Genomic DNA, 14547 nt, shown 5'->3' with positions numbered 1-14547 from the left:
CTCATCTGCCGAAGGTCAGGGGGCTGGCGGGTGACCAGCATATTTCAGGCGTGCACCGCCTACGAAGGCGGCTCACGCCAGAAGCGCCGCTGGGCGCGCAATCCCTCGACCTCTCCCTGCCTGCCCAGTCGCAGGCGCAGCGCCCCTTGCAATGCCGTGTCATGCACTGCCAGCCCATGTCGCCGATAGCGCTCGACCACCTGCGGGTGCGGGTGACCAAAGCCATTGTGTCGCCCACGGGAAATCATCACGCCACGTGGCGCGATGGCGCGGATGAAAGGTTCAGTGGAGGAACTGCGGCTGCCATGATGCGGAGACTGCAGCCAGTCGATACGTGCCGCATCGGCGGACTCCAGCCAGGCACGCTCGGCAGCGGCCTCCATGTCGCCAGCCAGCAGCAAGCGCTCCCCCTGGGCCTCGACCAGCAGCACACAGGAGCGGTCGTTGCTGTTCTTGCCATCGGGCCAATGCCAGAGCGAGAACATCACGCCATCCCACTCCCAGCGCTCACCACTGCTGCACACCTGCGCGCCCAAGACTGCGGGCAACTCCCGAGCCTCGCCAGCCAGCACCCGCGCCACCGGCAGGCTGCGCTGCACGGCCAGAGCGCCGCCGGCGTGGTCGGCATGCGCATGGCTGATCAACATCAGATCGAGCTGGGTGACGCCCAGCCTGCGCAAGGTCGGCAGCACCACGCTTTGCCCGAGGTCACTGGTGCCCATCGCAGGCCCGGCATCGTAGAGCAGGCTGTGATGCCGCGTGCGTAACAGCACCGCCAAGCCTTGACCAACATCCAGTTGCCAGACTTCCACCTCTGCGTGCGGCACCTGCTCGCGAGGCGCCCACAGCGCCAGCAGCATCACCGCCCCCAGCCCTCGCAGCGGCACGCCACGTGGCAGCAAGAGCAGCAACGCGCCCGCACACACCAGCGTCCACGCCCACAGCGAAAGCGGCGGGGGCGTCCAGGGTGGATGCCATTCGGCCAGCAGGCCGAGCGCGCGAAACATCAGGTCGATCAACCCACCTGCCAGCCACAGCAACGATTCCCCCAGCCCTGCCAACGGCAGTGTCGCCGTTCCGAGCAGGGCCAATGGCAACACCGCCAGGCTGATCCAGGGTACTGCCAGGAGATTGACCAAGGGCGCGCTGAGGCTGACAGGCAGACCCAGCGCCAGCATCGCGGGCAGCAAACCGATGGCGATCACCCATTGAGCACGACTCCAGGCCTGCCAGGGCCGCCAGCCACCCAGACGCGCGCTGAAGCAGTAGATCAGCACCGCCACCGCCGCGAAAGACAGCCAGAAGCCCGGCATCAGGCTGGCCAGGGGCTCGAACAGCAATACACCGACCAAAGCCAGCAACAAGGGGAAGAACGCCCCCAGATGACGAAAGCGCAGACGCCAGACCAAGACAGTGGCCAGCATCAGGCATGCACGCTGCACCGGCACCTGAAAGCCAGCCAGGGCGCCATAGGCCAAGGCTGCTGCCATCGCCAGGCCGCACGCCCAGGGCAACCACGGTAGCCTCCCTGGCCAGGCACCCAGACGGGCCAGTCCGGCAACCAGCCCGTAGATCAGCCCCGCCAGCAAGCCAATGTGCTGCCCCGAAATCACCATCAGGTGCACGGTGCCGGTCGCCTGCAAGGCCTGCCAGTCCTCCCGCGCCAGCCCAGAACCGTCACCGAGCACCAACGCCGCCAGCACCACCTCCCGCCCCTGCGCGTCCACCGCCAGCAAGCGCTGGCGCAGCCTGTCGCGCCAGCCCCCGCTCGCCGGGGCCAGCATCTCCCCGGCCTTGACCGTTCCTGTGGCACCAATGCGCCGTGCCAGCAGCATTGCCTCACGGTCGGGACCATGGGGATTGAGCAGCCCCTGAGGGCGTCTGAGGTTGACCGCGAGCCGCCAGCGCTCGCCAGTCCGGACCATGGGGCCGTCGAACCAGCTCAGTTGCATCCGGCGGGGTAACTTCGCACGCCGGGACTGTGCCTCGTCCAGCTCGAAACGCACGCTGCGCCCGGACTGCGTCGCCAGCCCCGTCACCCTGCCCTCCAGCCACAGTGTGCGCCCATCGAGCTCGGCGATCAGGCGATCATCAAGGGCCTGCTGCGCCGACCAGCAGGCCCAGCTCAGCCCCAGCAGGAACCACCCTATCGGCCAGACGCGAGTGAACAGGCACATCAGTGCCGACAAGAACAGAAGGAACAGCCATCCGACCGACGGCAAGGCAGGCAAGAGACCCAGGCTCAACAACCCGAGCGCCAGCGCAGACATCCCTGTGCGCATGAAGTAAAGCTCCGCAAGCGTAATCGCCCCGTCAGGCTAGGCCTGTTTGGCCGCCGAGCTCACTCAACAATTGTCACAAACTCTGAACGAGGCTGACGTGGAATCAAGGCATACTCGCCCTATTCGAGCACCGGGAGCCTACATGCCGCGCCGCCTCTTCAAACGCTACATGCCGGATCCGACCAGCATTCGGGAACACAAGTCCTTACGCTTTTTCGGCCGATTGCTGCACGACCCCAACCTCTGGCACCTGAATCGCCATTCGGTCGCTCGGGCCATGGGCGTAGGGTTGTTCGCAGCGCTCATCCCCATCCCCATGCAGATGCTGCTGGCCGCCAGTCTGGCGATACCGGTACGCGGCAACCTGCCCATCGCGGTCAGCCTGGTCTGGCTGACCAACCCGCTGACCATGCCACCGGTGTTCTTCGTCACCTACATGACCGGCGCGTGGCTGATGCAGATTCCTCCGCGAACGCTCCCGGAAGAACTGACCTTCGAATGGATCACCGACCAACTGTCCACCGTCTGGCAGCCGTTCCTGCTCGGCTCGGTGGTGTGCGGCGTGATACTGGGCGTTGCCGCCTACTTCACCACCTTGCTCTACTGGCGCTGGTGGGTCGGCCGGCAGTGGCGCCGGCGCAAGTGCAGGGTGTCATGCACGCATGCCGCGACCACTGACCAGCAGGCGGACGCACAGGGTATAGAGCACCGCGGTAGCCACCAGCATGAAGGTGATCGCCGTACCAATGCTGATATCCGACACCCCTAGAATGCCGTAGCGGAACGAGTTGACCATGTGCAGCACCGGGTTCGCCAGCGACACGGTCTGCCAGAACGGCGGCAGCAGGTTGATGGAGTAGAACACGCCACCCAGGTAGGTCAGCGGTGTCAGAACAAAGGTCGGAATGATCGAGATATCGTCGAAATTACGTGCGAACACGGCATTGACGAACCCCAGCAGCGAGAAGATCGTCGCCGTCAGCAGCACCACAACGATGGTCACACCCAAGTGATGCACCTGCAGGTGGGTGAAGAACATCGACAGGATGGTCACGATCACGCCTACCGCCAGGCCGCGTAACACACCACCGAGGGCGTAGCCGACGAGAATGGTGTGCGGCGAGACCGGCGAGACCATCAACTCTTCGATCGAACGCTGGAACTTGCTGCCGAAGAAGCTCGACACCACGTTGCCGTAGGAGTTGGTGATCACCGACATCATGATCAGCCCCGGCACGATGTACTCCATGTAGGTGAAGCCACCCATGTCGCCGATCTGACGGCCGATCAGGTTACCGAAGATGACGAAGTACAGCACCATGGTGATCGCCGGCGGCAGCAGGGTCTGCGGCCAGATACGCAGAAAGCGTCGAACCTCGCGATAGACGATCGTATTCAGGGCGACCCAGTTGGTGCGCAGTTCCACACTCATACCGCCACCTTCGACAGATTCTTTTCCACCAGGGCCACGAACAACTCCTCGAGTCGGTTGGTCTTGTTACGCAGGCTCTGCACCTCGATGTTCTGCAACGCCAATTGGCCGAACAACGCAGTGATGCCGATATCCTTTTCCACCTGCACTTCCAGCGTGTGCGGCGTGATCAGCCGGCACGGGTAACCTTGCAGCTTCGGCGCCGCGGGCAGGTCCTGCTTGAGGTCGAGGACGAAGGTCTCGACGTGCAGCTTGCCCAGCAACTGGCGCATGCTGGTGTTCTCGACGATGGTGCCGTGGTCGATGATGCCGATGTTGCGGCACAGCTGCTCGGCTTCCTCGAGATAGTGGGTGGTGAGGATGATGGTGATGCCTTTCTGGTTCAGCTCGGTGAGGAAACTCCACATCGAGCGACGCAGTTCGATGTCCACGCCAGCCGTCGGCTCGTCGAGGATCAGCAAGCGCGGCTCATGGATCAGCGCACGGGCGATCATCAGACGACGCTTCATGCCGCCGGACAGCGACCGCGACTGCACGTCTCGCTTGTCCCACAGCCCCAGTTGGGTGAGGTACTGCTCGGCACGCTCCTTGGCCAGCTTCGGCGGGATGCCGTAGTAGCCGGCCTGGGTGACGACGATGTCGAAGGTCTTCTCGAACTGGTTGAAGTTGAACTCCTGGGGCACCACGCCGATGCTGCGCTTGAGCGCGGCTGGCTGGCGGTCCAGGTCATGGCCGAAGACATTCACCGTGCCGCTGGTCTTGTTCACCAGGGTCGAAAGAATGCCGATGGTGGTGGATTTACCGGCGCCATTGGGGCCCAGCAAGGCGAAGAAGTCACCTTCGGCGACCTCCAGGTCAATGCCCTTGAGGGCCTGAAAGCCGTTGCCGTAGGTCTTGGTCAGCTGTCTTATGGACAGGGCAGAACTCATAGCGGGTCACGTACCGAAGAAAAAGGTTCAGGACACGCCAGGTCAAGTCACTGGCGCAGTGAGTAGTGCGGCCATGGTGCAAGGCCTGACCGCACAAGTACAGTCATGTATATCGATAGTGACTATCGAAACGGGCGGGGTATCCGCTCAGGTCAGCGCCGTCATTACTGCGGCCTGATAGGCCGGACGCGCCTTCAGGCGCTCGTACCAGGCCTGCAGGTTGGGGAGATCGGGACGCTCGATGGGCATCTCGAACCAGGCGTAGGCAAAGCAGCCCAGCGGAATGTCGCCCATGCCGATCTGCTCACCGGAAAGGTAGGGTTGGGTTGCCAGCGTCTTGTCGACGATCGCCAGCAACTCTGCGCACTTTTCCCGCGCAGCGTTGATCGCCGTCCAGTCACGCTCATTCTCCGGGGTACGCAGCATGCCCCAGAACAGCGGGCGGAACGGCGCGGCGAAGGACGATGTGGTCCAGTCCATCCACTTGTCCGCCAGGGCACGCTGGCGCGGATCGTCCAGGTACCAGCCCTGCTCGGCACCATATTCAGCGCTCAGGTAGCGCACGATGGTGTTGGACTCCCAGAGGACGAAGTCGCCATCCTCGAGCATCGGCACCAGGCCATTGGGGTTGCGCTCACGGTACTCAGGCTCGTTGACCACACCGAACGCCCCACCGGCGTCGATCGACTCGAACTCCAGCCCCAACTCGTGGGCGATCCACAACGCCTTGCGCACATTGCTCGAGTTCTTGCGACCCCAGATCTTCAGCATGACAACGTCCTTAGTGAGTGCAGAGGGTGGACAGTCTACTCCACAGTGACGCCACCTGTACCAGGGGACAATGCTCTGAAACTCCTGTGGCCACACCCTGTCACTGTTCTTAGCGAGCCATCCGGCGCATCGCGTCTAAGCTATCCGGGATGGCTCGAGCCCAAGCTTCCAAGGAGGAAGAACTATGCTGCTGTTGTGGTTGGTGGTGCTGGTGATCGGCGCCGCATATCTCACCCATCGACGTCTGGCACCGCTGCAGATCCTCGGGGTGATCGCCGCCTATGTGCTGTTGATGGGCATCTTCGCCGACGCACCTGGCTGGCTGCTGACCGTGATCTGGCTGGTGCTGGCCGCCAAGGCCGCCCTGCTGATATTGCCGCAGTGGCGGCGCCAGGTGTTCACCGGCCCCGTGTTCAAATGGTTCCAGCGCACCCTGCCACCCATGTCGCAGACCGAGCGCGAAGCGATCGACGCGGGCACTGTATGGTGGGACGGCCAGCTGTTCAGCGGCCAGCCCGACTGGAATACCCTGCTCGACTACCCTGCCCCCACGCTCACCGCAGAAGAACAGGCGTTCATCGATGGCCCCACCGAGGAACTCTGCGCCCTGGTCAGCGACTGGCAGATCGGCCAGGACCTCGACCTGCCACCCGCAGCCTGGGAACACATCAAGCAGCACGGCTTCTTCGCCCTGATCATCCCCAAGGAATACGGCGGCAAGGGCTTCTCCGCCTACGCTCACTCCCAGGTGGCGATGAAACTCGCCACTCGCAGCGGCGACCTGGCTTCGACCGTGATGGTGCCCAACTCGCTCGGCCCGGCCGAACTGCTGCTGCACTATGGCACCGATGAACAGCGTAACCACTACCTGCCGCGCCTGGCCCGTGGCGACGAAATCCCCTGCTTCGCCCTCACAGGCCCACTGGCCGGCTCCGACGCTGGCGCCATGCCTGACACCGGCATCGTCTGCAAGGGGGAATGGAACGGCGAGGAAGTCATCGGCCTTCGCCTGAACTGGGAGAAGCGCTACATCACCCTCGGCCCGGTGGCCACCCTGCTGGGCCTGGCCTTCAAGGCCTACGACCCCGATCACCTGCTGGGCGAACAGGAATCCCTGGGCATCAGCCTGGCACTCATCCCCACCGACACCCCGGGCGTGGAGATCGGCAAGCGCCACCTGCCGCTGGGTGCAGCCTTCATGAATGGCCCGAACAGCGGCAAGGACGTGTTCGTGCCCCTGGACTTCCTCATCGGCGGCAAGGACATGCTCGGCAAGGGCTGGATGATGCTGATGAACTGCCTGTCGGTCGGCCGCTCCATCTCGCTGCCTGCGGTTGGTACAGGCGCTGCCAAGTACACCAGCTTGGTCACCGGCCAGTACGCCCGCGTCCGCGAGCAGTTCAACGTGCCGCTGTCCGCCTTCGAGGGCATCCAGGAATCGCTGGCACGGATCGGTGGCAACGCCTGGCTGATGGACAGCGCCCGCCTGCTCACTGCCAAGGCAGTGGACCTGGGCGAGAAGCCCTCGGTGCTTTCGGCAATCCTCAAGTACCACCTGACCGAACGCGGCCGTGAATGCATCCAGCACGCCATGGACGTACACGGTGGCAAGGGCATCATCATGGGCCCGAACAACTACCTGGGTCGCAATTGGCAGGGCGCGCCGATCTTCATCACCGTCGAGGGCGCCAACATCCTCTCGCGCAACCTGATGATCTTCGGACAGGGCGCGATCCGCTGCCACCCCTTCGTCCTCAAGGAAATGGCCCTCGCCGGGCGCGAGGATCGCGAGCAGGCGCTCAACGAGTTCGACGATCTGCTGATGAAGCACATCATGTTCGCCGCCAGCAATGCGGCCAGCACTTTCGTGCTCGGCATCGGGCTGGGGCACTTCGAGAAGATGCCGGGCGATGCCCTCAGCCAGGGCTACTTCCGTGCGCTGAACCGTCAGGCGGCCGCATTCGCCTTGCTTGCCGACCTGTCGATGATGCTGCTCGGCGGCGCGCTGAAGCGGCGCGAACGCCTGAGCGCGCGCCTGGGGGATGTCCTCAGCTACCTGTACCTGTCATCTGCAGCGCTCAAGCGCTATCACGACCTCGGCTCACCCGAGCACATGCAACCTCTGCTGCGCTGGGCGCTGGAAGAAAGTCTGGGGCAGGCCGAAAAAGCCCTCGACCGGCTGCTCGACAACTTCCCCAATCGCTTCATCGGCTGTGCGTTGCGGGTTCTGGTCTTCCCGTTCGGTCGCCGCCACACCGGGCCAAGCGATGAACTGGATAAAGAAGTTGCTGAACTGATCGGCCGACGCAAGGGTGATCCGGCACTGGAGGAACTGCTGGCGGGCTGCTTCCGCCCTGACGGCGAAGGTGATCCGGTAGCCGCCCTGCAGACGGCTTGCGACCTGCTGGACGAGGTGGCGCCACTGCACAAGGCGCTGCACCAGGGGCTCAAGGAGGGCAAGGTGCATCCCGCGCCGGGCCAGTCGGACATCGAAGCCGCCGTGCAGGCCGGCGTGCTGCAGGCTGATGAAGGCGAGAGACTCCAGGCAGCCGAAGCCGCGCGCCGGACAGTGATCGATGTAGATGCTTTCGACAAGGCGCAACTGCTGCCCGTGGAGGGCAAGGTGCGCTGAGCACCTTCAGTCAGACAGACCCCCGGCCCCTAGCGGGCCGGTGGTCAAGGCAGTACGAGCGGCTGCGCCTGCCCCTGCGGGGCAAAACCTGCGTATACTCCGGCCCCCGTTTCAACACCAGAGGATCGCCCCCATGGCCAACCCCCACCTGGAGTACCACCTGCAACTGCTCCAACACCTGCGCACCATCCTGGTGGCCCTGGGCGACGCCGAGCAAGTGCCGGAAGAAAGCCACGCCCTGTTCCTCGAACGCTTCGACGAACTGCTGACCCTGCTGCCGCAGAACCCACTGGAAAGCCAGTACCTGGGCCAGGACCTGATCTGCCAGGTGATCACGCGCTACCCGCAGATCGCTCATCTGGTTCCGCGTGACCTGCTGTGGTTCTTCGGCGGCGACTGCCTGCACTACATGCCCGATGAAGAACTCGAGCTGTACCAGACGCTGGAAGAGCGTCGCTACGAGGCCGAGCAGAATGAAGAGCCCTTCGACTGGAACCTGGAGAAGCAGTTGCTGAGCGCACCCGACCAGGGCGAGCGCCACTGAGCAAGAATGGCCACGGGCATTAAAAAATGTCCGTGGCCCCATGGCTGCGTTGTTTTTGAAGGCAAAAAAAACGCCACTTCGATGAAGTGGCGTTTTCAAATGGAGCGGGAAACGAGACTCGAACTCGCGACCCCGACCTTGGCAAGGTCGTGCTCTACCAACTGAGCTATTCCCGCAATGTGAAGCAAAACCGCATGTGGTGTGAATGGCCTGAACCTTTCACTACCGCTGCACCGTCAATGGACGCCACAGTTCTAAAACTGGAGCGGGAAACGAGACTCGAACTCGCGACCCCGACCTTGGCAAGGTCGTGCTCTACCAACTGAGCTATTCCCGCATTGGCGTCCCCTAGGGGACTCGAACCCCTGTTACCGCCGTGAAAGGGCGGTGTCCTAGGCCACTAGACGAAGGGGACACACTACAACTTCACTGCCTGCTGCGTTTGGCTGTGTGCTTTACGCTGCAAGTGGCGCGCATTCTATGGATGCCTCGACAAGCCGTCAACCCCTTTGTGGAAATTTATTTAAATCAACGACTTCCGCCCTTGTACAGTGGCTGCGCATGATGCGCCCGGGGATTGGCGTTGCTTTTCTGACGCCAGCCCGGCAAGCTCGCATCAAAGTGCCAGCACTGTAGATTTTTGCCCTTGAGCCGACACCCATGGGTAGAGCCTGTCCGCCAGGCTGCACTGTTCGCCCCCTGGCGAACTCACTACACTCAATGATGCAAAACTTCTTCATGAGGCGTTAACGGTGACACCACTTCTGATCACCCTGCTCATCGTGGCGGGTATCGCGTTGCTGATCGTGATCGGCTACCTCAACAATGTCGTGGAAAACGCCAAGCTCGAGCGCGCGCGCCTTAAAGTCGAGCTGACCGAACGCCTGCGCCGCTGCGGCGAGATCACCGAAACCTTCCCCGGCCAACTGATGACTCCGGCGCTCAAGCTGCTGCTGACCCGCCTGGAGCTGAACCTCAATCAGCGCCTGCTGGCGCTGGACAAGCACAACGGCGATTTCAAGGCGCGCATCGTCGAACTCGAAGGGTTGATTGCCAAGGGCGACAAGTTGCCGGTCAACAACCCGCCGAGCCCGATTCAGACCGAGGTCAAGGCCAAGGACGTGCGCTTCCTGCTCGAGTCGCTGCACAACCAGATCGTGCGCGCTACCCAGGAAAACTTCCTGCAGTCCAACGAAGGCAAGTACTGGGTCAGGGAAATTCGTCACATCCTGGTATTACTGCACATCGAATTCTTCAATAACCTGGGCCAGCAGGCGTTGCAGCAGAATCAACCTGGCCATGCGCGCCTGGCGTTCGAACGCGGCGTGCAGTACCTGCGCAAACAACCGGAACCGAAACAATATGAAGAGCAGCTGACCTACCTGGAAAAACTGCTCGCTCGCGCCAACGCGCAAGTACTGGACCAGATGGAGCCGGCCGAAAATGACCAGAATGCGCTGACCCAGGGTCTGAAAACCGATGAAGACGAGACGTGGAAAAAGCGGGTGATCTACGACTGATCCACAACCATTGAAAACAAGAAGGGCCGCAAAAGCGGCCCTTCTTGTTTTTCAGCAGTCGCTCAACGCCAGGAAGATCGACGCCAGGCGTTCCAGCCCTCGCTGATCGGCCTCACTGAAACGCGCAAGGCTCGGGCTGTCCAGGTCGAGCACGCCAATCAGCCTGCCCTCCTTTACCAACGGAATCACCAGCTCGCTGTTGGATGCGCTGTCACAGGCGATGTGCCCAGGGAAGGCATGCACATCCTCCACTCGCTGGGTCTGCAGGGTGGCTGCTGCCGCGCCACACACACCCTTGCCGAATGCGATGCGCACGCACGCCACCTGCCCCTGGAACGGCCCTAGCACCAGTTCTTCGTTGCGGTTGAGGTAGAAACCCGCCCAATTCAGGTCTTCCACCTGGTGGTAGAGAAATGCCGAGAACTGCGCGGCGTTGGCGATGAAATCACGCTCGTCGGCGAACAGCGCCTGCACTTGCGCAGCCAGCAGGTCGTAGCCATCGAGGCCTTTGCCACTGGCGTTGAGGTCGATCATTGGTTCTGCTCCAGCAATTGCAGTCCAACCCAGTAGCGGGCGAACTGGTAGGCACAACGGCCATTACGGTTGCCGCGGCCGGTGGCCCAGCGCGCAGCGAGGATGTCGAGTTCTTCTGTGCGCTGCCAGGCCAACCCGGCCGGGCGCGCCAGTTGGCCGATCCAGTGCTCGACCACGTTGAGGAAATGCTCCTGGGTGAACGGATAGAACGACAACCACAAGCCAAAACGGTCAGACAAGGCGATCTTGTCTTCCACCGCCTCGTTGGGGTGCAGCTCGCCGTCGATCATCTTCCAGTTTTCATTGTCGCTCTGCTTCTCGGGCACCAAGTGACGGCGGTTCGAGGTGGCATAGAGCAGGACGTTGTCCGGCGCCTGTTCGAGCGAACCATCGAGCACACTCTTGAGCACCCGGTAATCGCCCTCTCCCGCTTCGAACGAAAGGTCGTCGCAGAACAGGATGAAGCGTTGCTCGAGCTTTTGCAGTTGCTCGACCACCCGCGGCAAGTCGGCCAGGTGATCGCGCTCGATCTCGATCAGGCGCAGGCCCTGCCCGGCATGTTCGGCCAGCAGCGCACGTACCAGCGACGACTTGCCGGTGCCCCGCGAGCCCCACAGCAGGGCGTGGTTGGCGGGCATGCCATTGATGAACTGATGGGTGTTGCGGCCCAGTTGCTCACGCTGCTGATCGACACCGATCAGGTCCGAGAGCCGGATGTCGAGGCTGACTTCCAACGGCATGAGGTAGCCGCTGCGGCCATCACGCTGCCAGCGCGCAGCGAGGGTCGACGACCAGTCGATCTGCGGGCGGGGCGCCGGCAGCAGTGGTTCGAGGCGCGTCAGTATGGATTCAGCGTGTTCCAGGAATGCAATGAGGCGGGTGTCCATGAAGGTTTCCTTAGTCAAGACCGGTTCAGGAGCCGAGGCGCAGCCAGTGCGGGACGACACTGCCCCTACAGAGCCAACAGGGGTTGTAGGAGCGAGCTCGTCTCGCGATGGCCGCGCACCGGCCCATTGATTGGATCGCTCGAAACAACAGACAGACCCGCCAGCAGCCGGGGCTGATCGGCTATGCTTGCGCAGCGCAAGGGGCGTTGAACCGGCTCGGGAACCATGGATATCAAGTTCACCAATCGCCTGTCATACAAGCAAGCCCGGTTGACAGTCCTGGTCGGCTTCATCCTGGGAACATTGCTCAGTCTCATCCAGATCGGCATCGATTATGCCAGCGAAGACGCGTCCATCAACCGCGAAGTGCAGGCATTGCTGCAAATAAGCCATGACCCGGCCTCGCGCATCGCCTACAACATCGATGCGGAGCTGGCCCAGGAGCTCACCGGCGGGCTGCTGCAGTCGCCAGCGATCATCCGCGCACGCCTGATCGACAACGACGATACGGTGCTGGCCGACGTCCATCGCCCGCGCCAGGAAGACAGCTATCGGCCGCTCAGCGACTTCCTGTTCGGCGAGCAGCGCCAGTTCAAGGATCGCCTGTTCCTCGCCCACATGCCCGACGATTACCTCGGCACCCTGTACCTGGATGTCGACACCTATGCCTTCGGCAGCCGCTTTCTCGACCGAGCCGGCATCACCCTGCTCAACGGCTTCGCCCGCAGCCTGGTGCTGACCGGCATTCTCCTGGGGTTGTTCTACATCATGCTGACCAAACCCCTGGTCACCGTCATCGGCGCCCTGAGCGGCAGCGACCCACGCCAGCCCGGCCAGACTCGTCTGGACTACCCCAACGGTCATGAGCACGACGAGATCGGGGTACTGGTGAAGGTCGCCAACCAGCAATTCGTCAGCATGGCCACCGAGATCCAGCAGCGGCGCAACGCCGAGAACCGCCTCACCCAGTACCTCAACGAACTGGAAGACATCGTTTCGGCCCGCACCGAAGAACTCAAGGCCAGCAACAGCCGGCTCAGCCAGTCCAACGAGGAACTGGAGGAAGCCCGCCGCCGCGCCCTGGACATGGCCCAGGCGCGCGCCGCCTTCCTGGCCAACATGAGCCACGAGATCCGCACACCGCTCAACGGCATGCTCGGCATGATCGCCCTGGCCCTGGACAGCGGGCTGAACGCCGAGCAACGCCAGCAGCTGTCGATCGCCCACGACTCAGGCAAGGTGCTGGTCGAGCTGCTCAACGATATCCTCGACCTGTCCAAGTTCGATGCCGGGCAACTGGAGCTCGAACGCATCCCTTTCGACATGGGGGCGATGGTCGAGGACACCGCCAACCTCCTGTCGCAGAACGCCGCGCCCAGTGTGGAACTGACCTGCCTGATCGCTCCGGACTTTCCCAGCACCGTGCTCGGCGACCCCACCCGGGTGCGCCAGATCGTCAGCAACCTGCTGTCCAATGCGCTCAAGTTCACCCGCTTCGGGCGTGTCGACCTTCGTCTTTCGAGCATCGTCGGCGGCGTACGCCTGGAAGTGTGCGACACCGGTATCGGAATCCCGGAGGAAGCCCAGGTGCGCATCTTCCAGCCCTTCACCCAGGCTGGCGCAGGCATCACCCGCCAGTATGGCGGCACCGGCCTGGGCTTGGCCCTGACCCGTAACCTGTGCAAGGCCATGCAGGGGCATCTGCATATCAACTCGCAAACCGGCTTCGGCAGCCGCTTCAGCGCCGATCTTCCGCTGCCCACGCACACCGAAGCAGTCCCGCCTGCGCCGCTGAAGGGTCAGGTGGTGGCACTGAGCAACGCCTCCAGCGGTCTGGCTGAGCTGTTGCATGGCCTGCTGCCAAGCTGGGGGCTGGATTATCAGCGACGCGACGATGCCAGTGGGCTCGACGGCATGGCCATCGACCTGCTCATCACCGACGACACCGAGCACCTGTTCGAACTGCGCCCCGGTATCAACGCACCGATCCTGCTGGTCACGGCCTACGGCAACTTCCTGCCCGCAGAGCAAACCGCGCAATTGGCGCCTTTGCACCAGCAGGCTCGCCCGCTGGCGCGCAATGCCCTGTACCAGATGCTGCGCCGCACCCTGCAAGGCGAAAACGCTACACCCGCACCCTCCGAGGTCGGCCGCCTGCTGGAGCGACGCGCACAGATCCTTCTGGTGGAAGACAACCCCGTGAACCAGTTGGTAGCCAAGGGCATGCTCGCCAAGCTCGGCTGCCAGGTGCAGGTGGCCGCCCATGGTGCCGAAGCGCTGGAGATCCTCGAGCGCGAAGGATTCGACATGGTGCTGATGGACTGCAACATGCCGGTGATGGATGGCTACGAGGCCAGCCGGCGCATCCGCCAGAGCGGGCGCTGGCCCGACCTGCCGATCGTCGCCCTGACCGCCAACGCCATGCCCGAAGAGCGCGAACGCTGTCGCGCCGCGGGCATGAACGACTACCTGGCCAAGCCGTTCCGGCGCGAAGAATTACTCGCCCTGATCGACCATTGGGTGCCGGTCAGCGGTTGAGCAGACGCTCGATATCGGCTTCCAGCGCCTGCGGCTTGGTGGTCGGTGCGTAGCGCGTGACCTTGCCACTGGACGGGTCGACCAGGAACTTGGTGAAGTTCCACTTGATCTTCTGCGTCCCCAGCAGGCCGGGCGCACGCTTCTTCAGCTCGGCGAACAGCGGGTGGGCGCCCGGGCCGTTCACCTCGATCTTGCGAAACAGCGGGAAGCTCACGCCAAAGTTGAGTTCACAGAACTGCGAAATTTCCAACGCATCGCCCGGTTCCTGCTTGCCGAACTGATTACACGGAAAGCCCAGTACCACAAGGCCCTGCGCGGCATGGTCCTGCCACAGTTTCTCAAGCCCCTTGTACTGCGGTGTGAAACCGCACTGACTGGCGGTATTGACCACCAGCAGCGCCTTGCCGGCGAAGTCGCCGAGTTTTTTCTGCTCCCCCTTGAGGGTGACGCAGGGAATGTCCAGCAACGCATCGGCCAT

General features: G+C 63.0%; 12 protein-coding genes and 3 tRNA genes. 5 read left to right on the top strand and 10 right to left on the bottom strand.

Annotated features, from left to right (window positions below; all coding sequences use genetic code 11):
* Positions 1 to 59: 59 nt before the first annotated feature.
* On the bottom strand, positions 60 to 2282 hold the full coding sequence (locus ACTYOL_RS08070; protein ID WP_197889856.1) for a DNA internalization-related competence protein ComEC/Rec2: 2223 nt from the start codon (positions 2280 to 2282) through the stop codon (positions 60 to 62).
* 142 nt (positions 2283 to 2424) lie between these two features.
* Between ACTYOL_RS08070 and ACTYOL_RS08065 the strand changes: the two genes are divergently transcribed.
* Entirely contained in the window at positions 2425 to 3051 is a 627-nt protein-coding gene (locus tag ACTYOL_RS08065; protein WP_151924181.1) for a DUF2062 domain-containing protein, read from the top strand.
* Here the strand turns inward: ACTYOL_RS08065 and ACTYOL_RS08060 are convergent.
* The 3 genes from ACTYOL_RS08060 to ACTYOL_RS08050 all read right to left on the bottom strand — a co-directional run bounded on the left by ACTYOL_RS08060 (position 2935) and on the right by ACTYOL_RS08050 (position 5414).
* Positions 2935 to 3714: an ABC transporter permease gene (locus ACTYOL_RS08060; protein ID WP_054893055.1), complete on the bottom strand. Its 780-nt coding sequence runs from the start codon at positions 3712 to 3714 to the stop codon at positions 2935 to 2937. The two genes, ACTYOL_RS08065 and ACTYOL_RS08060, sit on opposite strands and share 117 nt — an antisense overlap.
* Positions 3711 to 4643 (bottom strand): ABC transporter ATP-binding protein, encoded by a 933-nt coding sequence (locus ACTYOL_RS08055; protein WP_063543816.1) that lies wholly within the window; start codon positions 4641 to 4643, stop codon positions 3711 to 3713. Before ACTYOL_RS08055 ends, ACTYOL_RS08060 begins: the two co-directional genes overlap by 4 nt.
* Positions 4644 to 4790: 147 nt before the next feature.
* Entirely contained in the window at positions 4791 to 5414 is a 624-nt protein-coding gene (locus tag ACTYOL_RS08050) for a glutathione S-transferase (protein ID WP_444757758.1), read from the bottom strand.
* Positions 5415 to 5598: 184 nt separating this feature from the next.
* Here ACTYOL_RS08050 and ACTYOL_RS08045 point away from each other — a divergent pair, with 184 nt between their 5' ends.
* Positions 5599 to 8046: an acyl-CoA dehydrogenase gene (locus ACTYOL_RS08045; protein ID WP_153773495.1), complete on the top strand. Its 2448-nt coding sequence runs from the start codon at positions 5599 to 5601 to the stop codon at positions 8044 to 8046.
* Between the two features lie 133 nt (positions 8047 to 8179).
* Positions 8180 to 8590, top strand: coding sequence for a PA2817 family protein (locus ACTYOL_RS08040; protein WP_054893051.1), 411 nt, complete (start codon positions 8180 to 8182; stop codon positions 8588 to 8590).
* A 100-nt stretch (positions 8591 to 8690) separates the two neighbouring features.
* On the opposite strand, the gene ACTYOL_RS08035 is transcribed toward ACTYOL_RS08040, so the two are convergent.
* From ACTYOL_RS08035 to ACTYOL_RS08025, 3 genes are all read right to left on the bottom strand, one after another.
* Positions 8691 to 8766: transfer RNA gene (locus ACTYOL_RS08035), tRNA-Gly, on the bottom strand.
* Between the two features lie 85 nt (positions 8767 to 8851).
* Positions 8852 to 8927 (bottom strand) — tRNA-Gly (locus ACTYOL_RS08030).
* 2 nt (positions 8928 to 8929) lie between these two features.
* Positions 8930 to 9005 (bottom strand) — tRNA-Glu (locus ACTYOL_RS08025).
* Between the two features lie 337 nt (positions 9006 to 9342).
* Here ACTYOL_RS08025 and ACTYOL_RS08020 point away from each other — a divergent pair.
* Entirely contained in the window at positions 9343 to 10110 is a 768-nt protein-coding gene (locus ACTYOL_RS08020) for a hypothetical protein (RefSeq protein WP_054893050.1), read from the top strand.
* A 51-nt stretch (positions 10111 to 10161) separates the two neighbouring features.
* On the opposite strand, the gene ACTYOL_RS08015 is transcribed toward ACTYOL_RS08020, so the two are convergent.
* Both ACTYOL_RS08015 and ACTYOL_RS08010 read right to left on the bottom strand, forming a co-directional pair.
* Complete coding sequence (locus tag ACTYOL_RS08015) at positions 10162 to 10644, bottom strand: GAF domain-containing protein (protein ID WP_054893049.1); 483 nt, start codon at positions 10642 to 10644, stop codon at positions 10162 to 10164.
* Positions 10641 to 11531, bottom strand: coding sequence for an ATP-binding protein (locus ACTYOL_RS08010; RefSeq protein ID WP_112897744.1), 891 nt, complete (start codon positions 11529 to 11531; stop codon positions 10641 to 10643). The genes ACTYOL_RS08015 and ACTYOL_RS08010 overlap by 4 nt, the downstream gene beginning before the upstream one ends.
* Positions 11532 to 11756: 225 nt before the next feature.
* On the opposite strand from ACTYOL_RS08010, the gene ACTYOL_RS08005 reads away from it, so the two are divergent.
* Positions 11757 to 14069, top strand: coding sequence for a response regulator (locus ACTYOL_RS08005; protein WP_444757757.1), 2313 nt, complete (start codon positions 11757 to 11759; stop codon positions 14067 to 14069).
* On the opposite strand, the gene ACTYOL_RS08000 is transcribed toward ACTYOL_RS08005, so the two are convergent.
* Positions 14059 to 14547, bottom strand: a complete 489-nt coding sequence (locus ACTYOL_RS08000) for a glutathione peroxidase (protein WP_065861244.1) — start codon at positions 14545 to 14547, stop codon at positions 14059 to 14061. The two genes, ACTYOL_RS08005 and ACTYOL_RS08000, sit on opposite strands and share 11 nt — an antisense overlap.

The sequence above is a fragment of the Pseudomonas sp. A014 genome, from assembly GCF_052378495.1.
Classification (GTDB): domain Bacteria; phylum Pseudomonadota; class Gammaproteobacteria; order Pseudomonadales; family Pseudomonadaceae; genus Aquipseudomonas; species Aquipseudomonas machongensis.
The sequence above is the reverse complement of the archived record's forward strand: the minus strand, read 5'-3'. Positions and strand labels throughout refer to the sequence as shown.

Excerpts from the sequence above, each read along its gene's own strand:
- ACTYOL_RS08045 (WP_153773495.1), top strand. The coding sequence starts at position 5,599 with ATGCTGCTGTTGTGGTTGGTGGTGCTGGTGATCGGCGCCGCATATCTC.
- ACTYOL_RS08005 (WP_444757757.1), top strand. The coding sequence starts at position 11,757 with ATGGATATCAAGTTCACCAATCGCCTGTCATACAAGCAAGCCCGGTTG.
- ACTYOL_RS08040 (WP_054893051.1), top strand. The coding sequence starts at position 8,180 with ATGGCCAACCCCCACCTGGAGTACCACCTGCAACTGCTCCAACACCTG.
- ACTYOL_RS08065 (WP_151924181.1), top strand. The coding sequence starts at position 2,425 with ATGCCGCGCCGCCTCTTCAAACGCTACATGCCGGATCCGACCAGCATT.
- ACTYOL_RS08015 (WP_054893049.1), bottom strand. The coding sequence starts at position 10,644 with ATGATCGACCTCAACGCCAGTGGCAAAGGCCTCGATGGCTACGACCTG.
- ACTYOL_RS08070 (WP_197889856.1), bottom strand. The coding sequence starts at position 2,282 with ATGCGCACAGGGATGTCTGCGCTGGCGCTCGGGTTGTTGAGCCTGGGT.
- ACTYOL_RS08060 (WP_054893055.1), bottom strand. The coding sequence starts at position 3,714 with ATGAGTGTGGAACTGCGCACCAACTGGGTCGCCCTGAATACGATCGTC.
- ACTYOL_RS08000 (WP_065861244.1), bottom strand. The coding sequence starts at position 14,547 with ATGGCCGATGCGTTGCTGGACATTCCCTGCGTCACCCTCAAGGGGGAG.
- ACTYOL_RS08010 (WP_112897744.1), bottom strand. The coding sequence starts at position 11,531 with ATGGACACCCGCCTCATTGCATTCCTGGAACACGCTGAATCCATACTG.
- ACTYOL_RS08055 (WP_063543816.1), bottom strand. The coding sequence starts at position 4,643 with ATGAGTTCTGCCCTGTCCATAAGACAGCTGACCAAGACCTACGGCAAC.
- ACTYOL_RS08050 (WP_444757758.1), bottom strand. The coding sequence starts at position 5,414 with ATGCTGAAGATCTGGGGTCGCAAGAACTCGAGCAATGTGCGCAAGGCG.